The sequence below is a fragment of the Vibrio mimicus CAIM 602 genome, assembly GCF_000338875.1.
In the GTDB taxonomy this organism is placed as follows: Bacteria; Pseudomonadota; Gammaproteobacteria; order Enterobacterales; family Vibrionaceae; genus Vibrio; species Vibrio mimicus.
In genome coordinates this window covers 67,970-94,859 of the sequence record NZ_AOMO01000055.1, presented here as the reverse complement: position 1 = coordinate 94,859, position 26,890 = coordinate 67,970, and the positions used below count along the sequence as shown (strand labels likewise).

General features: G+C 46.7%; 13 protein-coding genes and 2 pseudogenes. 8 read left to right on the top strand and 7 right to left on the bottom strand.

All coding sequences use genetic code 11. The features are described from left to right. Positions 1–17 precede the first annotated feature (17 nt). Both D908_RS0119830 and D908_RS03925 read left to right on the top strand, forming a co-directional pair. Positions 18–9,742 (top strand): annotated as a pseudogene (locus tag D908_RS0119830) (T1SS-143 repeat domain-containing protein); the annotation flags it as partial. Positions 9,743–9,884: 142 nt separating this feature from the next. Further along, positions 9,885–10,865: a GGDEF domain-containing protein gene (locus D908_RS03925; RefSeq protein ID WP_005526482.1), complete on the top strand. Its 981-nt coding sequence runs from the start codon at positions 9,885–9,887 to the stop codon at positions 10,863–10,865. Between the two features lie 23 nt (positions 10,866–10,888). On the opposite strand, the gene yjeH is transcribed toward D908_RS03925, so the two are convergent. Then, complete coding sequence (yjeH, locus tag D908_RS03930) at positions 10,889–12,133, bottom strand: L-methionine/branched-chain amino acid transporter (RefSeq protein WP_005526480.1); 1,245 nt, start codon at positions 12,131–12,133, stop codon at positions 10,889–10,891. Between the two features lie 303 nt (positions 12,134–12,436). Between yjeH and D908_RS03935 the strand changes: the two genes are divergently transcribed. Further along, positions 12,437–13,051 (top strand): LysE family translocator, encoded by a 615-nt coding sequence (locus tag D908_RS03935; protein ID WP_005526474.1) that lies wholly within the window; start codon positions 12,437–12,439, stop codon positions 13,049–13,051. A gap of 44 nt (positions 13,052–13,095) precedes the next feature. Here the strand turns inward: D908_RS03935 and D908_RS03940 are convergent, their stop codons facing one another. The 4 genes from D908_RS03940 to D908_RS03955 all read right to left on the bottom strand — a co-directional run bounded on the left by D908_RS03940 (position 13,096) and on the right by D908_RS03955 (position 18,062). Then, positions 13,096–13,320 carry a hypothetical protein gene (locus D908_RS03940; protein ID WP_005526473.1) on the bottom strand — a complete coding sequence of 75 codons (225 nt, stop codon included), beginning with the start codon at positions 13,318–13,320 and terminating at the stop codon, positions 13,096–13,098. A gap of 310 nt (positions 13,321–13,630) precedes the next feature. Beyond that, the gene (locus tag D908_RS03945) at positions 13,631–15,067 is read right to left on the bottom strand and encodes a glyceraldehyde-3-phosphate dehydrogenase (RefSeq protein WP_005526472.1); all 1,437 of its coding nucleotides are present in this window, start codon (positions 15,065–15,067) and stop codon (positions 13,631–13,633) included. 541 nt (positions 15,068–15,608) lie between these two features. After that, a complete protein-coding gene (locus D908_RS03950; RefSeq protein ID WP_235047382.1) occupies positions 15,609–17,318 on the bottom strand; it encodes a putative bifunctional diguanylate cyclase/phosphodiesterase in 1,710 nt (569 codons plus the stop codon). A 261-nt stretch (positions 17,319–17,579) separates the two neighbouring features. Then, positions 17,580–18,062, bottom strand: coding sequence for a dCMP deaminase family protein (locus D908_RS03955; protein WP_005526469.1), 483 nt, complete (start codon positions 18,060–18,062; stop codon positions 17,580–17,582). Positions 18,063–18,931: 869 nt separating this feature from the next. Between D908_RS03955 and D908_RS03960 the strand changes: the two genes are divergently transcribed. From D908_RS03960 to D908_RS03980, 5 genes and pseudogenes are all read left to right on the top strand, one after another. Continuing rightward, positions 18,932–19,336, top strand: a complete 405-nt coding sequence (locus tag D908_RS03960; protein WP_001148879.1) for an OsmC family protein — start codon at positions 18,932–18,934, stop codon at positions 19,334–19,336. Between the two features lie 185 nt (positions 19,337–19,521). Beyond that, positions 19,522–20,843: pseudogene (paeA, locus tag D908_RS03965) on the top strand (polyamine export protein PaeA). 84 nt (positions 20,844–20,927) lie between these two features. Continuing rightward, positions 20,928–21,494 carry a sugar O-acetyltransferase gene (locus tag D908_RS03970; RefSeq protein ID WP_005526465.1) on the top strand — a complete coding sequence of 189 codons (567 nt, stop codon included), beginning with the start codon at positions 20,928–20,930 and terminating at the stop codon, positions 21,492–21,494. A gap of 24 nt (positions 21,495–21,518) precedes the next feature. Then, the gene (gene yddG, locus D908_RS03975; protein ID WP_032467700.1) at positions 21,519–22,454 is read left to right on the top strand and encodes an aromatic amino acid DMT transporter YddG; all 936 of its coding nucleotides are present in this window, start codon (positions 21,519–21,521) and stop codon (positions 22,452–22,454) included. A gap of 227 nt (positions 22,455–22,681) precedes the next feature. Beyond that, positions 22,682–23,260, top strand: coding sequence for a class I SAM-dependent DNA methyltransferase (locus tag D908_RS03980; protein WP_005526461.1), 579 nt, complete (start codon positions 22,682–22,684; stop codon positions 23,258–23,260). A gap of 404 nt (positions 23,261–23,664) precedes the next feature. Here the strand turns inward: D908_RS03980 and D908_RS03985 are convergent, their stop codons facing one another. Next, positions 23,665–24,582 (bottom strand): LysR family transcriptional regulator, encoded by a 918-nt coding sequence (locus D908_RS03985; RefSeq protein ID WP_000384527.1) that lies wholly within the window; start codon positions 24,580–24,582, stop codon positions 23,665–23,667. 109 nt (positions 24,583–24,691) lie between these two features. Further along, positions 24,692–26,671: an acetoacetate--CoA ligase gene (locus D908_RS03990; RefSeq protein WP_005526459.1), complete on the bottom strand. Its 1,980-nt coding sequence runs from the start codon at positions 26,669–26,671 to the stop codon at positions 24,692–24,694. Between the last annotated feature and the right edge of the window lie 219 nt (positions 26,672–26,890).

Below are 26,890 nucleotides of genomic sequence, written 5' to 3'. Positions count from 1 at the left end.
GATCATGTCACTTGATAGCAAACGATTTAACGCTCAATTTCAAAGTGATCGCCACGGACTTTGATGGTGACAGTGACAGCATTGTGCTGCCGGTCAAAATCAATGATGACAAGCCTTACTTCACAAACGTGACTGGGCTGTATGTGCATGAAAACGACTTGCCACAAGGCTCAGACACAGACAAAGAGCCCGTCACCATGACGGGTCAGTTTGAGATAGTGCAAGGTGCAGATCGTGTGTCGAGCTTTGTGCTAGACAGCAGCGTTAACCCCGTGCAAGGACTAACTTCCAACGGTGTGGCGGTAACGCTTTCTGCACCTGTGGATGATGGCAATGGCAACTTGACCTACACGGCGACTGCAGGCGGCACGACCGTCTTTACCCTAGTGCTGAATACCGATGGCTCATACAGCTTTACGCTCTCCGCGCCGGTGGGTCATGCACTTGATAGCAACGATTTAACGCTCAATTTCAAAGTGATCGCCACGGACTTTGATGGTGACAGTGACAGCATTGTGCTGCCGGTCAAAATCAATGATGACAAGCCTTACTTCACAAACGTGACTGGGCTGTATGTGCATGAAAACGACTTGCCACAAGGCTCAGACACAGACAAAGAGCCTGTCACCATGACGGGTCAGTTTGAGATGGTACAAGGTGCGGATCGTGTCTCGAGCTTTGTGCTAGACAGCAGCGTTAACCCAGTGCAAGGACTCACATCCAATGGTGTGGCGGTAACGCTCTCAGCGCCAGTCGATGATGGCAATGGTAATTTGACCTACACCGCGACTGCAGGTAGCACGACCGTATTTACCTTAGTACTGAATACCGATGGCTCATACAGTTTCACGCTCTCCGCTCCGGTGGATCATGCACTCGATAGCAACGATTTAACGCTCAATTTCAAAGTGATCGCCACGGACTTTGATGGCGACAGTGACAGCATTGTACTGCCCGTCAAAATCAATGACGACAAGCCCTACTTCACGAAAGTGACGGGGCTGTATGTGCACGAAAACGACTTGCCGCAAGGCTCAGACACAGACAAAGAGCCGGTCACCATGACAGGTCAGTTTGAGATGGTGCAAGGTGCGGATCGTGTATCAAGCTTTGTGCTAGATAGCAGCGTTAACCCCGTACAAGGGCTCACTTCCAATGGTGTAGCGGTAACGCTCTCAGCACCCGTGGATGATGGCAATGGTAATTTGACCTACACGGCTAGTGCAGGTAGCACGACTGTGTTTACCCTAGTGCTGAATACCGATGGTTCGTACAGCTTTACACTGTCTGCTCCGGTGGATCATGCTGTTGATAGCAACGATTTGACACTCAATTTCAAAGTGATTGCCACGGACTTTGATGGCGACAGTGACAGCATTGTACTGCCCGTCAAAATCAATGACGACAAGCCTTATTTCACAAACGTGACCGGGCTATACGTGCATGAAAACGACTTGCCGCAAGGCTCAGACACAGACAAAGAGCCGGTTACCATGACGGGTCAGTTTGAGATGGTGCAAGGTGCAGATCGCGTGTCGAGCTTTGTGCTAGACAGCAGCGTTAACCCCGTACAAGGACTCACTTCCAATGGTGTAGTGGTAACGCTTTCTGCGCCCGTGGATGATGGCCATGGCAATCTGACCTACACCGCCACCGCGGGTGGTACGACCGTCTTTATCCTAGTGCTGAATACCGATGGCTCATACAGCTTCACGCTCACTGCTCCGGTAGATCATGCTGTTGATAGCAACGATTTAACGCTCAATTTCAAAGTGATCGCCACGGACTTTGATGGTGACAGTGACAGCATTGTACTGCCCGTCAAAATCAATGATGACAAGCCTATCTTTACTCATGTGCAAGCTTTGATCGTACAGGAAAATGACTTGCCACAAGGTTCGGACAGTAGCAAAGAATCTCTCAGCGCGAGTGGTCAGTTTACTGTGACGCAAGGCGCGGATCGGGTGGTCAGTTATCAACTTGATAACAGCGTGAATCCTGTTCAAGGCTTAACCTCAAATGGTGCAGCCGTTGTGCTCTCTGCTCCTGTGGATGATGGCAACGGTAATCTAACTTACACCGCAATGGCGGGTGGTAACCCTATTTTCACCCTAGTGATGAATACGGATGGCAGTTATACCTTTACTCTGTCTGGACCAATTGATCACGCAGTAGGCAGCAATCTACAACAGCTGAATTTCAAAGTGCTCGCCATCGATTTTGATGGTGATAAAGTCAGTGCGACGTTGCCGATCACCATTGGTGATGACAAACCGAAAATTACCGCAGTGCAAGCTTTGTCGGTGGATGAAGATGACTTGGCGCAAGGTTCTGATACCAGTAAAGAACCACTGACAGCCTCAGGGCAATTTACGACTACCCAAGGTGCGGATCATGTCGTCTCCTATACGCTGAACCTTACCAGCAATCCACTGGCGGGAGTGACGTCTGGCGGGCAAGTGTTAACACTGGCAGACAGTGTTGATGCTAATGGCAATCACACTTATACCGCGACCAAACCCGATGGCACAGAGATTTTTACCCTGCAGCTGAATGCTGATGGTAGTTACCAATTTACCTTGTCGGGGCCTTTGGATCATGCGCCCGACAGCGATGAGCTTCTGCTCAATTTTAATGTGGTGGCTACCGACTTTGACGGTGACACTTCCAGCATTGTATTGCCTGTTACTGTGGTGGATGACCAACCTTCGGTGATCAGCGCGCAAGCCTTGACTGTCAACGAAGATGATTTAGCGACAGGCACCGATCAAAGCAAAGAGCCAACTACAGTATCGGGGCAATTTACCTCGACACAAGGTGCTGATGGAATTGCGCATTATCAAATCAATACCAGCACGAGTAGCGATACAGGGTTAACCTCGCAAGGGCAACCTGTGATATGGGGTGCTCCAAGCATTAATGGTCAAGTGTATACCTATCAAGGTATGGCGAATGGCGCGGTGATTTTTACCTTAGTGCTGAGACCCGATGGTAGCTACAGCTTTACCTTAAATGGCTCGGTCGATCACCCGCTCAATGCGGATCAACTGACATTGAATATTCCGGTGTTAGCGCAAGATGCTGATGGTGACTCGTCACCTGTCACCTTGCCTGTCACCATTATGGATGATGTTCCGCTGTTGCATGATAAGAATATTACACTGCAAGAAGGAACCGCTGCGAAATCGGTCAATCTGTTTTCGAAAGACAGTAATTTGTCACCAGATACGCAGGGTGCGGATCAGGGGCTGGTCACACGAATCAGTGCAGTAGACGAAGCTGGGCGCGATATTCAGTTCCGTGATGGAGCTGGGGCATTGGTTAACGATGTGGATCTCAACGGGAATACACAAACAGTGACTGTTGTTGAGACCGTGAATGGTGTTAGCCGAGATCTGGGCACGTTAATCATTCAACCTAACGGTACTGCTACGTTTACTCCGGTCGCGCAGCTTGATCATGCCGATGGTAACAACATCAAATTTACGGTTAATGTCACCGCAACGGATTACGACCACGACACTTCGACTGAGCAGCTCAATATCACCATTTCTGATCATAAAGCGAGCATTACTCAGCAGAAATTTACGGGTTATGAAGATCAAGGCCACGATGCTTCACTTAACTTAGTGCCAACAGGTGAACAAAGTAATGCGCAAGATAATCTGGCGGGCTTGCCTGTTGAAGCGCTGAAGTTGGCATTACAGGTCAATCTTTACGATGTCGATCAAGGCGAAAGTCTAGGTGCTGTCTCGATCTGGAATCCGAGTCAGATCCGCGGTGATTTTTATTATCTCGATGGTTCGAGTCAGCTGGTGAAATTGGATGTGGATCCGACAAGCGGGCATATCATTTTGTCTGCCGCGCTGTTGCAGCAGTCTATTAGCGGCAATATCGCTACGGTAGAAAACCTCTATTTTGTGCCCGATCGTCATTACTCGACCGCAAATGGTGGCATGAATGCGTCGGTTAGCGTGGAGATCCTGCATAACGGGGTGCGCGACCACTTTACCAACGGCAATATGCGTATCGAGATTGAAAGTGTTGCCGATATTGCGACTTGGACGAGCAGCAGCGAATTCCATTACGATGCTGTTGAAGATGGCAGCAATGTTAATCTCAACATTTCTGCGCAAACTCAGGACACAAGTACGCCGGAAGCCATTACTTACCAGATTCGTTTTACCGAAAACGGCGCTCACGCCAAATTGGTGTACAGCGATGGTTCACCGATCCCAGTTAAGAGCGATGCCAACGGCACATACTATGACGTGCCTGCTAACAAAATAGGCCAAGTTCAGGTTGATCCGGCAGACAACTTTGCGGGGCAAATTAAACTCGATGTTACCGCCATCACTAAAGAGTCAAGCAACTACGTTACGGGTAAGCAAACGGCACAATCCGAAACCAAGGAAATTGTGATTGATGTGACTCCAGAGGCGGATCGCGGTAGCTTCGCGGTGAATCGTATTGCGATTTTTGAGGATAATGCATCACATCAAAATGCGGTTGATCCGAATGTGGAACATGACCCGCTGTTGCTGAGTGAAGTGATCACCATGACACTCTCAGGCGATGCAGATGGTTCAGAAGCTCTGTTTGTTCGGTTGTCAGACTTTACCGATGCCGGTGCCACACTCGTCTGGCTTAGTTCCGATCCTAGCCCAATCACGCAAGGTACTTATCCCAATGGCAAAACCTATTATGAGATCCCGCAAAATGCGTTATCTCAAGTTGAAGTTTTGCCCACTCAACACAGCAACGAGAATTTCTCATTCGTTGTCGAGGGGATAGTTAAAGACACCGTCACCTTGTCGACGGGGCAAGCGCAGGATATTGGATCCTTAGGCAGTAAAACCGTCAATGTCACCGTAAAAGGGGTAGCCGACTTGCCTTCGATTGAGTTGATGAATGGCAACACGCAGTGGCAGACTTTCAACGACGGCTCACACCAAGGTGTGATTACCACTGTGACTGAAGACAGCTTAGTGGATCTCAACTTCAGTGTTATTACTGGAGAAACGGCGGGCAACCTTCCTAATGACAACTCGGAAACCTTATCTGTACTGCTTTCAAATATCCCTGATGGAGTGAAGCTGTTTGACAGTGACGGCACACATGTCGATCTGGTCTTTGTAGGTTATGACAGCAATCACAAACCCATCTACCAAGCTAACTTAACGGTAGAACAGGTGATCACGGGTATTCAGGTACAGCCTGTCGCGTCCTCGACGGAAAATATCGACATTACTGCAACCGTGATTGTGACGGAAAACGATGGTCATGTGCGTCAAGTGGAGAACACGATTCGTATCTTGGTTGAGCCGAAAATTGATGTAACGGAAGACTATCACAATGTGGTTTCCGGCAATGAAGACAGCCGTATTAACGTTACTTGGGTACCGCAAAACACACCGGGGAATACTCAATATCCTGATGCACAAGAGTATTTCAGCCGAATTGAAATCTCGGGTTTCCCTGACGGCAGCCGAGTGTTCGTTAACAATGTGGAAGTCACGTTAGTGAATGGCGTGCTAGTGCTTGAGCCAGCCGTTGGACAATCGGATGTCGATTTCTCTCATCAAGTTTCGGCGTCAGGCTATATTCAGGTGATCCCACCGCATAACTCCAGTACCGACTTTACGTTGAATATGGCGATTACGGTCAAAGAACAAGACCACGAATATGTGGATGCGGGTAATCCGGGACAAGGCATTGCTGAGCAAGTCATTCAAGGCTCAATTGGGGTAACAGTGAACCCGATTGTTGAACCTGATGGTCAGTTGTTGGTAGAAAACAGTGGCAGCGTAACACAGGCCGTACAAGCCGATAGCAACGGCAAGATTGATTTCACCATCAACGATACCAACGGTGGTCAGCCGGGCGCGAATGTGATTCGCTTTGATAACCTTGATAGCAATACTACAGGCAGTTATCAGTCTAATGAGCGGGTTGATCAACTGGTGGTGAGTTTTGGCAATGTACCACAAGAAGTACTCAACCAACTGCTGATCACTGGTGCGATCAACAACGGTGATGGTACATGGACCATCACTAACGAAGCCGATTTCAGCATCAAAGCGCCGAATGGCTTGGTGTACAGCAGTAATAACGATCCGGATAGCAACGGTTTCAACGACATTAAGATCTCCATTACTGCCAAAGTCTATGACCAAGGTGAAGACAGCAGTGAAGCGAAAATCACCAAAGAGGTGAGCTCTGAGCTGACCTTAAGTTTTCCAACTTCTGTGTCGGGCAGTAATAGCGTTGCGGCACAACTTAATTGGGTTGGTGATGCCGATGATTTGGTGATCGGCAAAGAAGATAACTCGATTAACTTGGGTCAACAGATCCAAGACAAACTGATGGTCAATGCCACCAGTTTTGACGCGGTGGCTGACGAATTGAGTATCGTGATTAACGCTAGCGATCTGCCTGCAGGGGCCTCGATTTCCGGACAAGATTTCAACTTTGTCGATGGGCAATATGTGTTTAAAGGCACTCTGAATTCGGATGGCTCGGTTTCCGGTTTGGAAGGATTGGTCTTGATCCCACCGCGTGATTTTGCGGGTGACTTTAATTTGCCAGTCACTTTTGTTACCACGGATACTCAATCGGGTGATGAAAAAACGTTGAGTGCGCAAGTCCCTGTAGCGATCTCTCCTGTGGCCGATGTTCCAAGCAGCAGTGGTGATCAACCTTTGGATAATAAGCTGACACCAACTATTACTTTGAACGTGCAAGAAACCTTGGGGCTGGATGCCAATCATCAACCAATTGATCTTGCGCACGATACACCCACACAAGATGGAATCGCCTATGAAGACGGAATTGTGCATCTCAATCTGGCGATTGGTCTGGCTGATAGCCTCAACAGCAGCACACAAGGTCAGGAAGTCTTGACGGAAGTCACTCTGACTCTCAACGAAACTAATGCGGGAGTTTTTGTCGATGCTAATGGTCAAGTCTTAGGTACCAGCATCACGCTGACACAATCACAGCTACCTGCTGCATTAAGTGATATTTACTTTAAACCTGCACCGAATTACCCAACTGGTAATGACATCCATACCGTAGGTATTACGGTCAGTGGCAAAATCACTGATAGCACAATCTTTGATGAGACCAATGCGAGCTCACAAGGCGTGAGCAGTAGTGATCCAGCCAAGTCTTTCACTTCACAAGTGAGCTTCGAAGTGAAGCCTGTGGTTGATGAAATCACGATTGGCTCTGGCACTCCAGTGGCAGTGGCGGGGGATGAAGACAGTTGGATTGCACTCGCCGATCAAGGCAACGCGTTTAATGTTAGCCTCAATGACAACGATGGTTCAGAAGAATTTGTTTCGCTGACGCTCACCGGATTGCCAACCGATTTCTTGGTGAAATCCTTATCGTCGGATTACACGGTGAAAAACAATGGTGGCGGTGAGTGGAGTGTTCAAATCCATAACAGTAGTTTAACGGCACTGGATCTGTCGGCACTAGCGATTAAGCCTGCCAAAGATTTCAGTGGCGAAGTGCAACTGGGGATCAAAGTCTTTACCCAAGAATCATTGCTGGGCGAACCGGTGGAGCACACAGGTCAGTTCACGCTGAATGTAACGCCAGTAGGTGATGATGTAGATATTACCCCAGTGCAAGAGGTGGCGGGTAATGAAGGTCAACCAATAGAGATTCACCTCGGTGCGCAGATTCTTGATAAAGCGGCGAGTTTACCAAGTGGGGCTAATTACACTGAAAACACGCCTGAAACCTTGCGAGTCGAAATTTCCGGCGTGCCAGATGGCGCTTCACTGAGCTTGCTTGATGGTACTCTGGGAACGAGTCTTGGTGCCGGTGTGTGGGTGTTTGAAATCAATACGCAGCAACTCGACAAAGTGATTTTCAATTCAGGGGATAACAATCAACTGAACTGGAATGGCAATCTGCATTTTAAAGTGCAGTCAGTCGATACCGGGCTGACAGGAAGTCAGCACTTAGGTGCTGCGCAAGAGTTTGATGTGAGCGTGGACGTGACGGCGGTAAACGATCGTCCCGACATTCTCAATGTTCAAAACCAAGTGACGGAGGAAGATCATCCTCTGTTGTTGGATAGCTTCACACTGGCGGATATTGATGCGCAGTTGGATGATCCAAATGCACAATATAACTTGCAAATTGGTGTCAACAGTGGGGTGTTGCTCATTGATCCTACGCACAGCAGTGGTTTAAACATCAGCGGTGATGGTACGGGCACACTCTCCATCTCTGGCAAGGTGGCCGATATCAATGCTGCGATCGCTGCAGGTGTGGTTAAATTCATTCCAGCACCTGATTTTTATGGTCAGGTAGCGGTGACACTCAATGTGAATGACAACGGCAATGCGGGAATCGAAATTGCTGGGGATCCATCGACCGCACATAACAACAGTGCGCAATTCGTAATTGATGTTACGGCGATAAATGATAAACCCGAAGTGATGGGACCCATTTAACGACTCAGATTGATGAACTGGCAGGGCAGAAGCTGACGGGCATTTTAGTGTCGGATGTGGATTATGCGGGGACGCATGCCAATGATGTGATGAAGGTTACTTTGAGCGTCACTGAGGGTATTTTGAGTGTGCAAGCGCCAACGGGTAGCTCAGTCGTCGTGAGTTATGCCCTAGATGGTAGTGCGATTCTTGAAGGCAGTCCGGATGCAATTAACGTACTGCTTAATCACAACGATCCGTTGTATGGCGTTTTCGTGGATGCGACGGCGATTGCGGGTACACAAATCGATCTGACCGTACAGGCGCAAGATCTCGGTGTCTATTTCGAAAACGCTTCAGGCATGGCGTTAGAAGAGAGCAAAACCTATCCGATTCAAGTCAATCCAGTGGCTAACCCGCCGAGTTTAAGCCTGAACCCTGCGCTGAATTATGCGCAGCAGATCTACGCAAACCAGAGTGTCAGCGGTCAAGGTATTGCCCTTCTCGGTGCTATCGCAGCATTAACGGATCTTCATGAAACCTTGACGGTGCGTGTAGATCACCTGCCGTCAGGAGCTAGCTTAGACAGCACTTCCGGTAACATAGTGGATTTGGGGAATGGCAGTTGGGAAGTCTCTTCCGATGCGCTGGACAGCCTCAAAGTGGTGGGACTAGAGCAAGGCATTCACACTCTCACTCTCACCGCCATCTCAACGGAAAGTGATGGTAGTCGTGCTGAATCGGTCAATACGATTGATTATCGGGTTGAGATAGCTGCAAATGGCGTACCACTTGATCACAGTGGCACCAGTGCAGATAGCCTAGTGATTGCAGATAACAGCAGCATGATGCTGATATCGGGTAGCGGTGACGATTATTTGCAAGGTGGTACCGGTGATGATGTGCTGATTGGCGGCTTAGGATCAGACATCTTAGTCGGTGGCAGTGGTGCCGATCTGTTTAAATGGACGCTCAATGGTGTCGATGAAAACGTTGATCACATCCGAGATTTCAGTGTGAGTGAAGGTGACAGCATTGATCTTACTGATGTGGTTCAGGATTTAGGGAGTCATCTAACGATGGATCAACTCTTGTCCAGTCTGAGTTCGTCTAACCAGTTGGCAGCACATGTGGTTGATAATAATCTGGAATTGGACGTGATGACAGATAACAATGTGCATCAGACTATCGTGATTGATAATTTGGCGAGCCAAATGGATTTCACTGGGATGAGTTCATTGGACATCATCAGTACATTGTTAGAACAAAATGTACTGCGTCACGATTAACCCACAATGCGCTGATTAGCCATAGTTTATCTGTTCGGCCCCTCATTTGAGGGGCTGATTTTTTTCAGCATGTCATTTTTTCTCTTCATGATTTCCTTTTCTATACTTGAGTGAAAACAATCGACAGTTGGGGCTAGATGGCATGAATGACAAAGTGCTTGAGTCTGTTATCGAAATTACAGAACAGAAAAATTCGCTTGCGCTCAGTTACAGTATTTTGGCGACGTTATCCGAGCTTTTGCCCCTCTCTTCCGCGACATTATTTCATCACCTTGGGCGGGCAACGGTTATGGTAGCTCGTTTGAATATCAGCAAGGATCCCACGGGTGCAAAACAGTACCACTGGCAATATGATCAAGTGTGTGCTGAAAATGATTACCATCATGCGCAAACTGAGATGGCTTTTCGCCTACAGAACAATGGGCAATATGAGTGCAGCTGTCCGATTCCTGTGGAAGAGCACTTTTCTGCGGAGCTCTTTCTGATCTTGAATGAACCACCAGAGCCGTATCGCATGCTGATCGATGGGTTTGCGAAAATTTATCGTAATTACACAGTGATTCTGCACGAGAGTGAACGCGACAAATTGACTGGCTTACTTAATCGCCGAACGTTGGAAGATCGTCTCCGCAATACTTTTGCGATTAACCCCTCAGCGGAAGAAAATCATCAGCTATGGATTGCGATGTTGGATCTTGACCATTTCAAAGCGATCAATGACCACTTTGGCCACATGATTGGTGATGAGATCTTGTTGATGTTCGCGCAGCAAATGCAGCACTATTTTGGCCCTTCTTCGCAGTTGTTTCGGTTTGGCGGGGAAGAGTTTGTGATTGTCTTCTCAAACGGCAATGAACAAGTCATCAATCAGGTATTAGATGGCTTTCGAGATCATATCCGGCATCACCAGTTCCCAAGAATTGGTGAGCTCAGTTTTAGCGCAGGTTTTTGCTCACTGCGACCGGGTGACTACTTGCCGACCATTCTCGACCATGCAGATAAAGCGCTCTATTACGCCAAAGAACACGGACGTGATCAGGTGCACTGTTATGAAAACTTATGCGATGAAGGCAAGATCGCGAATGCTCAGCGATCTGCCTCTGATGATGTCGAGTTATTTTAAGCCTTATATTCCGAAGGTTTGCTTTAAGTAGTTTGGGGTGACGTTTGCCACGGGCGGATCAGCAAAATAAATACCGCCAGTGCATACAGCATTGACCAACCTAAACAGACAAACACGCCAGTACAAAGTAACAGAGCCAGCCCGGCTAGGTGTTTACCCCAGCCTGTGAGCAGCTTGTAGGCTGCCAGCATAGCCAGCAGGTACACCAACACAAAAATACCGTTCGCCAGTTTTAGGAAAAACTCCAGATCAAGCCCAGTTAAATGCCCAATCAAACAAGAGATAAAGAGTACCCCTCCCACTAATAAAGTCGCGTGAGCAGGAACACCTCGAATTGAAATTCGGGCTATGGCACTGTCAGGACGATATTCACGGGCTTGTGCCCAAACCATGCGAGCAAGACTTTGTGTGTAAAGGTTCAGGCTGGCAAAACAGGCTAGGAAGCCAATGACGCTGATCGCGGTTGCCCAGTGTGCACCAAACAATTTATCGCTTAGCCAAGGGATGGCCCCGCTATCAAATTGCGCGCTACCAAAAGCACCAAATTTCAAAACAACGACGGAGCAAGCCCAGTAAGTTAGGCCGGCTACTAAGCTACCAATCAAAATAGCCAACGGAAAATCGCGTTGTGGGTTGCGAAACTCTTCTCCCATATGCGCGAAAGCTTCGATACCGACAAAGCACCAGAACATGACGGCCAAAGCTGCACCAATTGACACAAGCCCTTCCGTGGTGAGGGGCGGCATGATCAAGTCTTGACTGGAAACATCCCCGCGCCACAAAAATGCAATCACTAAGGCGAAGATGGCTAACGCAATCAGGCTTTGCAAGCGTCCGGAAGACTTAGTACCGGCGAGGTTGACGCCAACCAAAAGAAGAATCGTCAGTGTTTGGGTAAACAGTGGATAAGCCAGAGGTGCTGGTAACAAGGCTTGCAGAAAACTGGCAGCTAAAGTAACGGCGGCAGGAACACCCACCGGAATCACACTCAGGAATAACCATGCAACAGCACGTTCAAGGCGCGGATTAAAGGCTTGACGAACAAAATACGCGGTACCACCAGCATTCGGGTAGCGTTTACCTAATTGAGCAAAAGTCAGCGCGATCGGGCAAATAGCGATAAACAGCAGCAACCATGCCCAGAGTGAAAATGCACCCGCAATACCGGCAGCAATGGCGGGAACCATAAACAGGCCAGTACCCATCAGAGTGGTAGAGAGTTGAGCAATTCCTGCCCCTAGAGAAATATCCTTTTTCAGTTGATTCACGTCATGCATCCTGCGCTGAATTGGAGCCTTAGCATACTCCCTTTAATTATGGCTTTCACTGAATAAACATTCATTTTGTCTGTAGAGTGAAGGTTTAGATAAGCAGTCTTTAGTCTTTCTTAGAACTGAGGTTTTTGGGGTTCAAACGTAGACAAATGATCCCAGTCCACCGCCGCCTCATACTAAACAGAGGTTGTGTGAGATTTTCTCAAGTCTTGAAGTAACATTTCTCATTCCTTGTCTGTATTTCCTAAGCAATTGATCATATCGTTGCTCGCAGAATGAAGAAATCTAGGAGTTTGCATGACACTGACAGTCTGGTTATCGCTGTTTACGATTTGTATTTTGGGTGCGATGTCTCCCGGGCCGAGTTTGGCCATGGTGGCGAAACACAGCCTCGCTGGTGGGAGAAAAAATGGCTTTGCTGCCGCATGGGCACATGCGTTTGGAATTGGCGTCTATGCTTTTATCACCTTGATTGGCTTAGCTGTGGTGCTGCACCAATCCCCACTTCTGTTTAAAACCATTAGCTATGCTGGGGCAGCGTATCTGGCCTATTTAGGGTGGAATGCACTGCGTTCTAAAGGGGGAGTGGCCGCTAAGCTGGAATCTGGAGAATCGGTGAGTGTGTGGCAATCCGCCAGAGAAGGGCTGTTGATCTCGCTGCTTAGCCCTAAAATTGCCCTGTTTTTTATCGCACTTTTCAGTCAATACGTTGCTGTCGGTTCGGATTTCACGAGCAAAGCGGCGATCGTTATCACGCCTTTCGTGGTGGATGGCCTTTGGTACAGTTTTATTACGCTGATCTTGTCATCCCCACGCTTACTCGACAAATTGCGCGCTCGTGCTGTGCTGATTGATCGACTGTCTGGCGTAGTGCTGATTGCCTTAGCGGTACGAGTGTTATTAACGGTTTAGGTCGTATCTCGAGGGTTTGAGCGGATTTCAAACCCTATCGGCATTTAACGGCGTGGTTTTATCTCTTCACACTCGCCGTCAATAACATGTGTACGCGATTGGTAAGCGGCTTGCTGGTTGAACTGGAAAGCACGAGATTTCAGTTGTTTTTCCAAGCGCTTACCAGTGATGAAGGCAGCAATGGCGAGCGGGATCGCCAACAATAAGCTGAACATCAAGGCAAACACGCCAGTAATCATTGTCAGTAAGGTGATCAGGAATCGGTTCATAATGGTTCCTCCTAGTTACAGGTTCACCATACCCTGAATAAGATTAATCGAAAATGAACAATGTTCATTTTGACCGTAACCGCACAAACTTAACTTGTCTCTGACTATGGCGTAAAAAAGCCGCCCACATCAGTTGGGCGGCAAGCTTGAGGGAGAGGTCGGTGTGACTGACTGCCTTTAAAACGATCAGCTCATCGCGACTTATGGTTATTATCGTTATTGCCCATTCCACCGTCAGCATCCACTTGTCAGATGAACATCTAGCAAGTCATGACTGTAAGCAGTTTGGGCATGTTGTGGAGACGGAGAACTACTTTGCTGGATAAATTGGGTAACGCACACCCATCATCTGTTCCATGCAATGTACGACTTGGCAGCTATAGCCAAATTCATTGTCATACCAAACGTACAGCACACAACGGCTATCTTGAGCTATGGTTGCTGCTGCATCGACAACACCAGCGTAACGTGAACCAACCAGATCGCTTGAAACGATTTCGGTGGATTCGGTGTAGTCAATTTGTCCGGACAATGGTGAGTTGAGCGCTATTTCACGCAGATAAGCGTTCAATTCTTCTTTTGTCGTTGATTGAGTTAAGTTGAGATTTGCAACAGCCATTGACACATTGGGGGTCGGAACGCGGATCGAGTTACCGGTCAGTTTCCCCGTCAGTTCTGGCAGTGCTTTGGCAACGGCTTTCGCGGCGCCAGTCTCGGTTAACACCATGTTGAGCGAAGCCGAGCGGCCACGGCGTTCGCCTTTATGGAAGTTATCAATCAGGTTTTGGTCGTTAGTAAACGAATGAACCGTTTCGATATGGCCAGAAGTAATGCCGTAGCGATCATTAACCGCTTTCAGCACAGGAGTTATCGCGTTGGTGGTGCAACTTGCCGCCGAAATAATGGTGTCTTCAGGCTGGATCACGGATTCATTCACACCAAAGACCACGTTCTTGATGTCGCCTTTACCCGGTGCCGTCAGTAACACTTTGCTGGCACCTGGTGACGCTAGATGCTGGCTTAGCCCTTCGCTATCACGCCACACGCCAGTGTTATCAACAACCAGAGCATTGCGAATGCCATAAGCCGTGTAATCAACATCTTGTGGTGAATTCGCGTAAATCACGTGAATAAAGTTGCCATTCGCAATCAGCGCTTTGCGCTCTTTGTCGATAGTGATGCTGCCGTTGAACTGGCCATGAACCGAGTCACGACGCAGTAAGCTAGCGCGTTTTTCTAAATCGCCTTCTTTGCCGCCACGCACGACGATAGCGCGTAAGCGTAAAGGATAACCAGCACCGCTCTTTTCGATCAACAAACGGGCAAGTAGACGGCCAATGCGTCCAAATCCATACAGGACAACATCTTTCGGCTGAAGGTTTTGTGCAGGTTGCAGGGCTTCATGCAGGGCAGTCTGCAGAAAATCATTTAGCGCATCTTCATCTTGGTGCTGCTGCCAATATTGATCTGCCAATTGTCCGATATCAATTCGGCAAGGCGCTAATTCAAGTGCTGAAATTTGCTGAAGTAGCGGTAAGGTTTTGTCCAGCGCCAGCGGTTCACCGAGGTAACGTCTCGCGACACGGTGAGTCTTAATGATGTCGATGGTCGCGGCATTAATCAAAGTTTTACCGCACAACACTGCTTCAACGCCTTTTTGACGGTAGAGCTGACCAATTAGGGGAGACATGGTTTCTGCAAGAGTTTGACTTTTTTGCCAATCTAGAAAGTAGTTCTCTGGACTCATGGGTAAATCGGGGCCTTATTTCACGTTATGATTATTCCCTCTACGAGAGGAAGCATCACTTCCAGTCGGAGTGGGAGAGCTGAATCTACTCACGTTTGTAGGGGGTGTGAGTCAGGTTGTTGTTTTTATGTGGCCGGATTGTAAAGTCAGAGGTGTTATTCTGCTAGGAAAAATAATGATGAAATAATCAACGGTAAAAGTGCCCCTTTTTCGTTGATTATCGTCTTGTGCAGTATTTAATTAGCATCTTGACAAAACTAAAACGGGGTACTTATTTCGTGACTATATCGATAGAGTTCAAAAAAAAGAGATAAACAAAGAGCTATTTTGCAAATTTTTGCAAGAAAAATCGTATTAATGGCGATTAAGACGGAGCAATTTTAGAATTGATTGATGATGGAAAAATGTAAATAAACATGTTCCGTAAAGAGGTGGAATTACCCCCCTTAACAATGGTAACTCATTCATGTTTATGCGGACTCAGTCTCAACCTTAAAGTCACTCCGTGTTTAAAACGACGGTGTCTTGAACAATATGAAGCTTATTCCGTTTCTGCTTTTGACTTAAGCAGTAACGCTTCCATTTCAGTTGGTGGTACAGGACGGGAGAATAGGAAGCCTTGATATTTGTCGCATCCCTCTTCTTTTAAAATGGCTAATTTTTCTTCAGAATCAACGCCTTCCGCTGTCACCACTTTCCCTAAATTATGACCTAGCTGAATGATGGTACGAATGATCATCTTCCCGACTTGGCTGTCTACACTGCTATCAACAAAGGAGCGATCAATTTTAATCACGTCAATCGGGAGCTGTTTTAAATAGTTGAGAGAAGAGTAAGCGACGCCAAAATCATCGAGCGCAATTTGAATGCCGAGTTCACGTAACCTTTGACAGGTTTGAATCACGCTGTGTGGGTAACGCATCAACGTGGTTTCGGTAATTTCTAACTGCAAGACGTGAGGAGGCAAGGGATACGTTTCCAAAGCGCCGTAGATAACGCTATAGATATCGTCATAAAGGAACTGAATGTTGGAAACATTGACCGACATCGACAAGAACGGATAGGCGTTATGCCATTCATTAAGCTGCCGACATGCTTCGTAAATGACCCAACGGCCAATAGGAATAATCTGCTGGGTTTTTTCAGCAATCTCAATGAAGTCTCCCGGATTAATCATCCCTAATTCAGGATGTTGCCAGCGCACTAAGGCTTCGACACCCACAATATGCCCGGTACGGAGATCCACTTTGGGTTGATAGTGCATTATCAACTGATTGTGTTCTAAGGCGATATTCAATTCACGTTCGATCTGAAACTGGCGAATGGTTTCACCAAGCAGTTCATCGTCAAACCAGCGAACACAGTTTTTGCCACAACCTTTTGCTTTCAGAACCGCGATATCTGCATTGCGGCACCAAATATCGACATCATTGAGTGCGTCTTCCAGTAAAGCAACGCCAATACTGATGGTCACCGAGTAGGTACGCTTACCCAGCCGGAACTCTTGATTCAGGGTATTACCGAGCTGTTCAATGGTGAGTTCAATGGCTTGATGGAGTTTGTCCTCGTAATGAAGTACAAGCGCAAATTCATCACTGCTCAATCGATAAATCTGACGTTCTTGGGTTTGCAGGGTTTTTAAGCGCCGCCCTAGGGTTTCCAACAGTTTGTCACCCTGTTGATGCCCTAAGCTGTCATTTATCTGTTTAAAATCGTCCAAATCGACCTGTATCAAGGCGTATTGACCTGCTTGATTCTGCTTTTGGATTTGATGCAGTTGGATCTGGAACGCTTTGCGGTTGCCTAATGAAGTGAGAAAGTCCGTCAGACTGTCTCTTCTGTAGCGTTTGATCTGTTTTAGTAACGACAGGCGGTAGTAAGTCCCCCCGGCCGCAAAAGCGGTGATGACCAATAATTCAGTCGCATCCTCAGCAAATTCACTGAACAAACTCCGGTCAATAGAGTGCAAGTAGCTCATGACCAGTAAGACCGCAATGACCATTGGCCATACAGTGCCAGGCATTAACACCACGTAAATCAGAGGCAGTAAAAGAAAGGCTTCTTCAACGGCATCCACATTGAGAGGTGAAAAAAAGTTACCCACGATGATGAGCAGAATCGCCACCAAAGCGCTTGCTCCACGGACAGTGCGTTTCGGTACCCAGAAAGCAATCAGCAGTAAAACAGGGAAAAATTGATAGAGTTGAGCCATGGCGGGATGCTCAACAATGAGGGTATAGCTCACGATCATGAGCCCGAAGTGAAAGAATAAATTAGCCCAAAGTGGCGAAGTCAACTTACCTTTGGGAATTGCAATTATAGAAGTCATTCACTGCCCGTAGTGCAAAATTAATACTGTTAGACTAGGTATCTTGTTTGATTTTAGCCATTTTTCATGAACGTGTACTGCGATCTTGTCAGGAATAAGAGAGAGGAAAGAGAGAAATATGCGTGTGGTATCGCGAATCTTAACATTGAGTTAAGTGCCCTCCGAAGTTAAGAGGGCATGAGATTAACATTGGTTATCAGTAGGTAAGGTAATCGTATTGATGTGTTTTAACTCAGCCAGTGGCAACCAATTTACTTTGACGCCGGCTTGTAAAAACATATCTTGGCTGACTTTAATCTTATCGCCCCAGCGTGACAGAAAATCATCCGATTGTTCTGGGCAGTAAACCGCAGCAATCCCAGTTTGAATGATCTTGGCGGCGCAATTTGGGCACGGGAAGTGGGTGACATAAATTTCACAGCCATCTAAATCGCGCTTAGCAAAGAGGATGGCATTCTCTTCTGCATGAAGGGTTTTCAAATACTTCATATCACGATCATCAGTGCTTGCACTGTCTGAAATACCGTGCGGATAGCCATTAAAACCAACCGAAACAATTCGGTTTTGCTTGGTGATCACCGCGCCTACCTGCGTGGAAGGATCTTTACTCCACGAACCGACTAATTCGGCCATTTGGAAAAAACGTTGCGCCCATTTTGAAATCATGTCGTTGTTCCTCATTCATTCGCGACACAGTTAAGCAATCGAATGCGTACCTTTGGTACATCATTGTTGGTGATACTATCCCGATTTTTGTGATAAGAGTCTATACCTCAAGGAAAATAGGCGTTCTTTCGCTAAAGCTCTCACAAAAAATCCTGCGATGAAGTTCACAGATTTTATGATGGTATACAAAGCAGAAATTTCTAAATTTAGGATTTGTCTTGTGAGAGATCTCTTACACGTGATGTGAGAAATTTAAGTGTTGATTTGCAGATTTTAAATTCAATTTTCATTTAACTGATTGATTATTTGAGTTTATTTTTTAATTTCTCCTGTAGGAGATAAGTGAAAATAAAAAACAGGGCTTGCTGAAATTTGCTCATGTCGTAAAGTCAGTTTGTCAGCAGGAAGCGGACACGGAACAGGAAAGACCCAAGGATTGGTCATCTTCAGGACGAAGATTTCGATTGTTCAGGATGAATGGTCGGCAAGGAAAGCAAAGGACGTTAGCTGGACGCTTAATAACTAGGATGGTTATAAACGGAGAGTTAATGGACAACTTAAAGGACTAAGGCGATATCTGTCAGGATGACAGAGTAAGGGACACCGCTAGGAAGGCGATGAAACGGATTGCGCTGAAGGACACAGCAGACTATCAAGGAATAGATGCAGGGAGCACCTATAGTAGCTGGATTGCTGCGAGTAAGAACTGAACCCCACTAAGCTAAGGCTTAGTGGGGTTTTCTTTTTTGCTTAGCGTTTTTATTCTTCCCGTAAACTTTAGGCGGCTTAGGAAAAGAGAATCTGGGCATCTTTCCGTATGCCATTGTGCTAACATACAGGCGTTCATTAACTTTAGATGAGTTTCTGTTATGCAAGCGCAAGTAAAATGGGTCGAAGATTTTAAATTCCTCGGGTTATCCAATTCTGGTCATTCGATTGTGATGGATGGCAGTGGTGGTGCAAGCGCGCCAAGCCCAATGGAAATGGTGTTGATGGCGGCGGGTGGATGCAGTTCAGTCGACGTTGTTGATGGTATGAAAAAAGCGGGACAAAAGATTCGTAGCTGTGAAGCAAAACTCAGCGCTGAACGCCGTGAAACTGCGCCTAAGCTGTTTACTCAAGTGAATATCCACTTTGTACTTAGTGGTGAAAATCTGGATCAAAACATTGTTGCGCAAGTGACCGCAGACTCACTAGAGAAGTACTGCTCAGTATGTTTGATGCTGGGTAAAGGTGTAGAGATGACCCATTCATGGGAAATCCTTGCTGAATAATCCGTTTTTACAATTCTATTGTCTGACTTGAAGTTGCAGTGAAGTCTGCTGTAATCATCTCTTTATCCGTCTCGCGCTCGTCTATGATGAATCGAGGCGGATAAAGATGCGTTTATCTATTAGCCTATCTGCCCCTTCGATGTTGTTTTAAGCTCTCTTATTCTGTTTATTTTGGGTGTATACCTATGAGTTTTTTCGAAAACATCTCGATTATTATGCGCTGATCGCTGCCAGTTGTTTCTTCTCTATGTCGGAAATTTCGCTGGCTGCCGCGCGCAAGATCCGTCTGCGTCAAATGGCGGATGAAGGTGATGAACGTGCTGAGCGGGTCTTAGAGCTGCAAGCTCACCCGGGTAATTTTTTCACTGTGGTACAAATTGGTCTAAATGCCGTGGCCATCATGGGCGGTATCGTGGGTGAATCCGCGTTCACGCCTTATTTTAGAATGTTTCTTGAGGATGTGATCCCGGCTAATTGGTTAGCACAAACCAGCTTTATTTTGTCATTTATGCTGGTGACCAGCATGTTCATTTTGATTGCTGATCTGATGCCTAAGCGAATTGCGATGGCGATGCCAGAGCGTATTGCGACCAATCTGGTCGGCGGTATGCAGCTTTGCATCACTGTACTAAAACCGATTGTTTGGTTCTTCAATGGTCTTGCTAACCTCTTATTCCGTGCTTTAAGCGTACCGACTGAGCGCAATGATGAAATTACCTCTGATGATATTTATGCGGTGATGGACGCTGGTGCAGAAGCTGGGGTGCTGGATAAAGGCGAGCAGCAGATGATGGAGAGTGTGTTTGAAATGCAAAGCATTCCCGTTACATCTGCGATGACCGCGCGTGAAAGTTTGGTTTTCCTGAATCTGAATGACAGCGAAGAACAGATCAAACATAAGATCTCTCAGCATCCACACAATAAGTTTTTAGTGTGTGATGGTCAGTTAGATTTGATTAAAGGCTATGTGGACTCCAAAGCGCTGTTGATCCGTGTGATTAACGGTCAAGGGATGAACTTAAAAGAAAGCAACGTGGTTAACGGTTGCCCAATCATCCCCGATACCTTAAGTCTTTCTGAGGCGTTGGAATACTTCAAAATTAATCGTGTTGATTTTGCGGTGGTGATGAACGAATACGCGCTCGTAGTAGGGGTGGTGACATTTAATGACCTACAAAGCGCAGTCATGGGGACTTGGGTTCTTGCTGAAGGGGAAGAGCAGATTGTCGCACGTGATGGTAATTCATGGCTGGTGGATGGCGTAACGCCAATCACAGATGTGATGCGCTCTTTTGGTATTGAAGAATTCCCGCAGCAGCAGAACTACGAAACGATTGCCGGATTTATGATGTATATGCTGCGGAAGATCCCACGCCGTACTGACTCTGTGGTGTACGCGGGCTATAAATTCGAAGTCGTCGATATTGATAACTATAAAGTTGACCAGTTACTGGTCAGCCGTGTTGAGTCATCGGATCCGGCGCCTAAGGATGCCATCAAAGAATAGAGGAAATGCATTCACCATTGTTTGTACTTTTCATTTGCTGGCTTGTAGTTAACCTTAAACCGTGATGAATAAGGGGGAATACAAATGAGTGAATTAGAAAAAATGCTCAATGGTGAACACTTTGACGGTGCATCAGCAGAAGCACTGCGCCACCAAGCCGGTAGGCTGAAACTCGCAATTAACCAAAGCCTTGATGACGCTGAACGGCACGCTCTGCAAAGAGAGCTGTTTGGTGATCTCGGTGAACAGAGTAGGGTTCAGCCACCGTTTCATTGTGAGTTTGGGAAAACCATTCGTATCGGTGAACACACCTTCATCAATATGAATGTGGTCATGCTCGATGGTGCTCCAATCACGATCGGCAATAATGTTTTGATTGGCCCGAGTACTCAATTCTACACTGCTTCACATTCTCTGGATTACCGCCGCCGACAATCTTGGGAAACGATTTGCAAACCCATTGTAGTTGAAGATGACGTATGGATCGGCGGCAATGTGGTGATCAATCAAGGCGTGACCATTGGGGCGCGTTCAGTCATTGCGGCTAACTCAGTGGTGAATCATGATGTGCCGCCCGATACGCTGGTGGGAGGAACTCCGGCTAGAGTTTTGCGCTCATTGCTTGATCCTATTAAACAGACAGAAGTTTAACTTACACCATTTCTGAGGCTCATCTTGATACAGCAATTCATCAACCACAAACACACCTTATATGGAATTGCTGCGATTCTACTTTGGGGTAGCTTGATGGCATTAACTCGCCGAGTCGCTGAAGAGTTTTCACCGATTGGAGGCGCAGCATTGATCTACACCGTGAGCACGTTATTTCTATTGTTCACTATGGGTGTACCACGCTTGAAAGCAGGCTCTGCTCGCTATGTCCTGATCGGCGGTACTTTGTTTGTGAGTTATGAGATCTGTCTGGCGTTAGCGCTTGGGATGGCCAACGACCGTTTACAAGCGATTGAGATGTCGGTGATCAACTATCTATGGCCAGCCCTCACGGTATTGATCGCCGTGCTTCTGAGTAAACGTTCAGTCAGTTTCTGGGTTTATCCCAGTGTTGGGCTCGCATTTCTTGGTGTGGCGTGGACGATTGTTGCGGAGCAAGGGATCTCCGCAGCGGATCTTATGGAGCGGATTACAACCAATCCGACCGTTTACTCAATGGCGTTCATCGGGGCTTTTATCTGGGCCATTTACTGCAATGTGACCCAGCGTCTGGCACTGGGGCAAAACGCCATAGTGTTGTTTTTCGCAGCAACGGCCAGCGTGCTGTGGTTGCAATACGCGCTAAGCGATGAGCCGGCTCTCTCTTTTACTTGGTCAAATGTGTCTACACTGCTTTTAACGGGCGTAGTGATGGGCAGTGGTTATGCACTATGGAATGTGGCGATTTTGCGCGGCAATATGCTATTGCTGGCGACGCTCTCTTATTTCACACCTGTGATTTCAACGCTGTTTTCTTCACTGATCTTAGGTGTCGTGTTGGGGCTGAGCTTCTGGCAAGGTGTGGTAATGGTAACGTTAGGATCACTCATTTGTTGGTGGGTAACTCGCCAACCTAGCTTAGCAAAAGACAGTGCAACGGAGTCTGCTTCCAGCCAATAGACTTAATTGCATTGAACTTGTGACAAATTCATAACAAAGTCAAAGAGTTCAAAACGTTGAGCGCATAAACATGATTTTATTCCTCAAGTGCCTGCATAAATTCTCGGCAAATGAGGCAAAAATGGATTTTCTTGGCAAAGAATGCGTTGTAACACTATGAACTCTACTTCATTTTGGTTTACTCTTGGCAGCATTGCCCGAATACAAGAAGTAATACGGAGGCCATGATGGCACACGACTGGGACGAATACGCTGCAAACTGGGAAAATGACCCTGCGACCCATATTTTCGCGCAAAGCGTATTTCAACAACTGACAAAAATCCTCTCTTTGCAAGGAAAGCACATTTTGGATTTTGGCTGTGGCACGGGATTGCTGAGTCAGCTGATGTCACCACTCGCTCGCGATATTGTTGCTCTCGACTCATCTGAAGCCATGATTGAGGAACTGGATCGCAAAGAATTACGTAATGTTGAGCCTGTGGTTGATTCACTCACCCGCGGTTTGGTTGCGCAGCATCCGGCATTTCGTAAGCAGTTTGATCTGGTTGTGGCCTCATCCGTATGTGCTTTTCTCCCTAACGTGCAAGATGTGGCGGATATCATCTTTACCTTAGTGGATGAAGGTGGCTATTTTATCCATTTTGACTGGTTAGCGGATGGAAAAAGTGAAGTAGGTCTGTCTCTTGTAGAAATGGAAACCGTCCTAAAGAATGCGGGCTTCTCTTCAGTCGAAACTCAGATCGCGTTTGACGTGACGACTGAGCAAGGGGTACTTCCCGTTATGGTTGGCATAGCTCGTAAGTAGACTTTCCCTCTCTAGTTATTGGTTTTAAAAGACTTTTAGCCAAGAATATCTGATTTTTGCCGCTGCATTTCGCAGCGGTTTTGTTTTCTGCTGAAGCTTATTTGATATGCAACTTATCTTGATGATGCTGCTTATTGCATATTGATTGCGCTATGAATGTGATTTGCATATCTTTTCCAAATAGTAAATTGACCATTTACATATTTTCACTAACAAAAATTAAACCTTACGCCTAAACTAATGAGTGAATAATCAAAGACAAAACTCAGTTCCCCGTGTTTATGTCTCAAATTTCTGTTTATTGACTAACAACTCATGGCTAGGGTTATTAACAAAAATCAAAAACAGAGCAATAAAGGAAAGGGTCAGCATTTGCTGACCCTTTCCTTTTGCGGGGCGTTTTCTCAATCCAAGCTAGAAGTGAGTTGCTGACATAACCAGCAGATTGCACGATCATTCATGCTTGGTTTATTCCAAACCAGACTATAAGCCACTTTGCCATATTCAAAGGGCAGGGGCTTTTGAACGAGCCCTTGAGCCTGCATCGCATGGTCAGCCCACATCTTTGAACAAGTAAACAGAAACTGAGTATGCTGGCACAACACAGCCGCAGCCCCAAAATCCGGTGTGGTTAATGCAATGCGCCGAGTCTCATGCTGCTGAGTGAGATATTTTTCGAAATAAGGCTCACTTAACTCATTATCGAGAATGCCAATGTGTTTATACGCCAAATAGTCTTCTACGCTGAGCTCGCTAGTGGCGAGCGGATGTGCCGGATTCATTAGGCATACCAGTTCATCCGATTCAATGATTTGCCAAACCAGATCTTGGGCGAACGTGGGCGGCTGGCTGATATCGTGCGGCAAAAGAATGAAATCAATCAGTCCACTCTGCAAAGCATCAAAACCATAATGCTCTTTGGAATGAATGGTCATCGTCAGTTCAGGCGAACAATGGGTGAGAATCGATGTGATTTTAGGTGCGAACAGTTCAAGCGTACTTTCACGCATGGCTAAGCGATAGTGGCCTTGATATTCCTGTGGGTTGAAGTCTGTGCAATGCAGTAACCCATTCATACTCGACAAAATATGGTGCACGGTTGGCCCCATTTGCTGCACATACGGTGTTGGAATTAACTGATTACCATCGCGGTAAAAGAGATCATCGTTGAGCAATTCACGTAGTTGAGCGAGGATTTTGCTGATGCTAGAGGGACTGACGCAAAGCCGAGCTGCGGTTTGTGTAACACTGCGAGTGTTAAGCATAACGTGTAGCGCAGTCAGGTGCTTTAAGCTAAAGCGAGAGAGATGAATATAATCCATAAAATGCCGATGCCAAGAGTCGCTTGGCCAAGAATAGCATTGTGGCACGAAAAGCAAACCGTTAATTACGTTGATTTTGCAATGAAAATTTCCCAATAGTCGACTTGTTTCATGCCAAGAGTAAGCCTTCTATTTCCACTAAAACGTGTGGATTGGCGATGGCACCTAAGTTTTTCACCTCCTCACCATGGCACACTTGTTTAACGGCCAGTTCCACTAGCTTGCCTGATTTGGTTCGTGGAATTTCACTTATCGCATAAATGTGTGCCGGAACATGACGTGGAGAGCAACGATCGCGCAATAGTGTGCGAATCTTCTGTTTGAGTGGTTCATCAAGGCTGACATTGTCAGTCAATTGCACGAAGAGAAGGATCTGTTCATCGCGTTCAACTCGACGGCCAATTGCGATGGAGTCTTGGATCTCTGGTAGAGCGTTGATCTGCTGATATATCTCAGCGGTACCGATGCGGATGCCACCCGGATTCAGCACCGTATCACTGCGGCCAAAGAAAATGATGCCGCCATTCGCCGTGATTTCAATCTCATCGCCATGATGCCAAATACCCGGATATTTATCCCAGTAAGCTTGTTGGTAGCGGCTCCCATCATCATGCCAAAAGCCAATGGGTTGATTGGGAAAGCTATTGCGACAAACCAATTCGCCACGCTCACCAACAACCGCTTTGCCTTGATCATTGAATGCGACGACATCTAACCCTAAACCTGCACTCTGGCATTCACCTTGAAAGACCGGAGAGATGGGGTTCCCCAACACAAAACAGCCGCAGATGTCCGTACCACCAGAGATGGAAGCCAGATGCAGATCGGATTTAACATGCTCATACACATAATCGAATTGTTCGGGGTAGAGAACCGAACCTGTTGAGCATAAGGTTTTCAAATTGAGTAGTGGGTAGAAATCACAAGGCGAGAAATGGCTTTTTTGTAATGTTTCAAGGTATTTTGCCGAGGTTCCGAAAAGAGAGACTTTAGCTTCGTCAGCGAGAGCCCAGAGTGCGCCAGCTTGGGGATAAAGTGGATGCCCATCGTAGATAACTAACGTTGCACCACTGGCCAGTGCTGAAACGTGCCAGTTCCACATCATCCAGCCTGTAGTGGTGTAATAGAACACGCGATCTTGTGGTTGAATATCACAGTGTAACTGGTGTTCTTTCAAATGATTAAGTAACGTGCCGCCAACGGAATGCGTGATGCATTTGGGTTTACCCGTTGTCCCCGATGAATAGAGTACAAACAGTGGCTCATTAAATCCAACTCGATGGTATTCCAACCCTCGCGGTTGGTAACTGGTTAGGATTGATGACCAGTCCGAAAAGCTATCATTGAAATCTGGGTTAAAGTTGCGATCTTGTAGGTACTCAATTTGGCAAGTGTTGACTAGGCTAGGCAGCGCAGAAACGATTTGCGCATTGCGTTCCTGCATCTGAAATGTTTTACCGTTGAAGGTGTAGCCATTACAGCAAAATAGGATCTTAGGATGTACCTGCCCAAAACGCTCAACGACACTGTCCACCCCAAAATCTGGTGAGGTTGAAGTCCAGATTGCGCCAAGGCTGGTTGCGGCCAACATAGCGATAACCGTTTCAGGCAAGTGAGGGAGATAACCTGCCACCACATCACCTTCCGCAACACCATTTTGGCTCAACCATTGTTGAACGATAGAGACTTGGTCACACAACTGTTGCCAAGTGAGTTTTTTAGTTTGGCCGTTTTCGTTTTTAAACCAAATCGCAATGCCATCGGGATATTGAAACGCATAAGAGAGCAGGTTTTCCGCGTAATTCAGTTGAGCTTGCGGAAACCAAATAGAATCGCGAGCGAGTACGGTTTCTTTGCCAAAGCGGGGTAGACCCTCACCAATAATGCAATTTCCGCGATACCCAATCACATCACAAAATTGCCATACCTCTAGCCAAAATTTGCGCGTCTCGGTGATAGACCATTGATGTAGGGCAGGGTAGCCATCGATCGCTTCACCTTGCATGTTCACGTGCTCAATAAATTGCTGCAGGTTAGAAGTAGAAATACGTTCTTGGCTTGGCACCCAAATTGGCATTGCTGATGACATAACATCCCCTGTCTAAACGTGAATTTTGGCCTTATCACTGTGAACAAGTTTTGTCCTCACAGGGTTGAAAGTCAACCGCATGGGGACAGGATCAGGCCTATGAAAAATAACTAAAAACAGAAGGCTTGTAAAAATATTGTTACACGCAATGGGGTGGAATCGAGTGAGATAGCGTTGGCAGCGCGCGTGGAGCTAGGTAGGCTTAATGTAATGAGATTG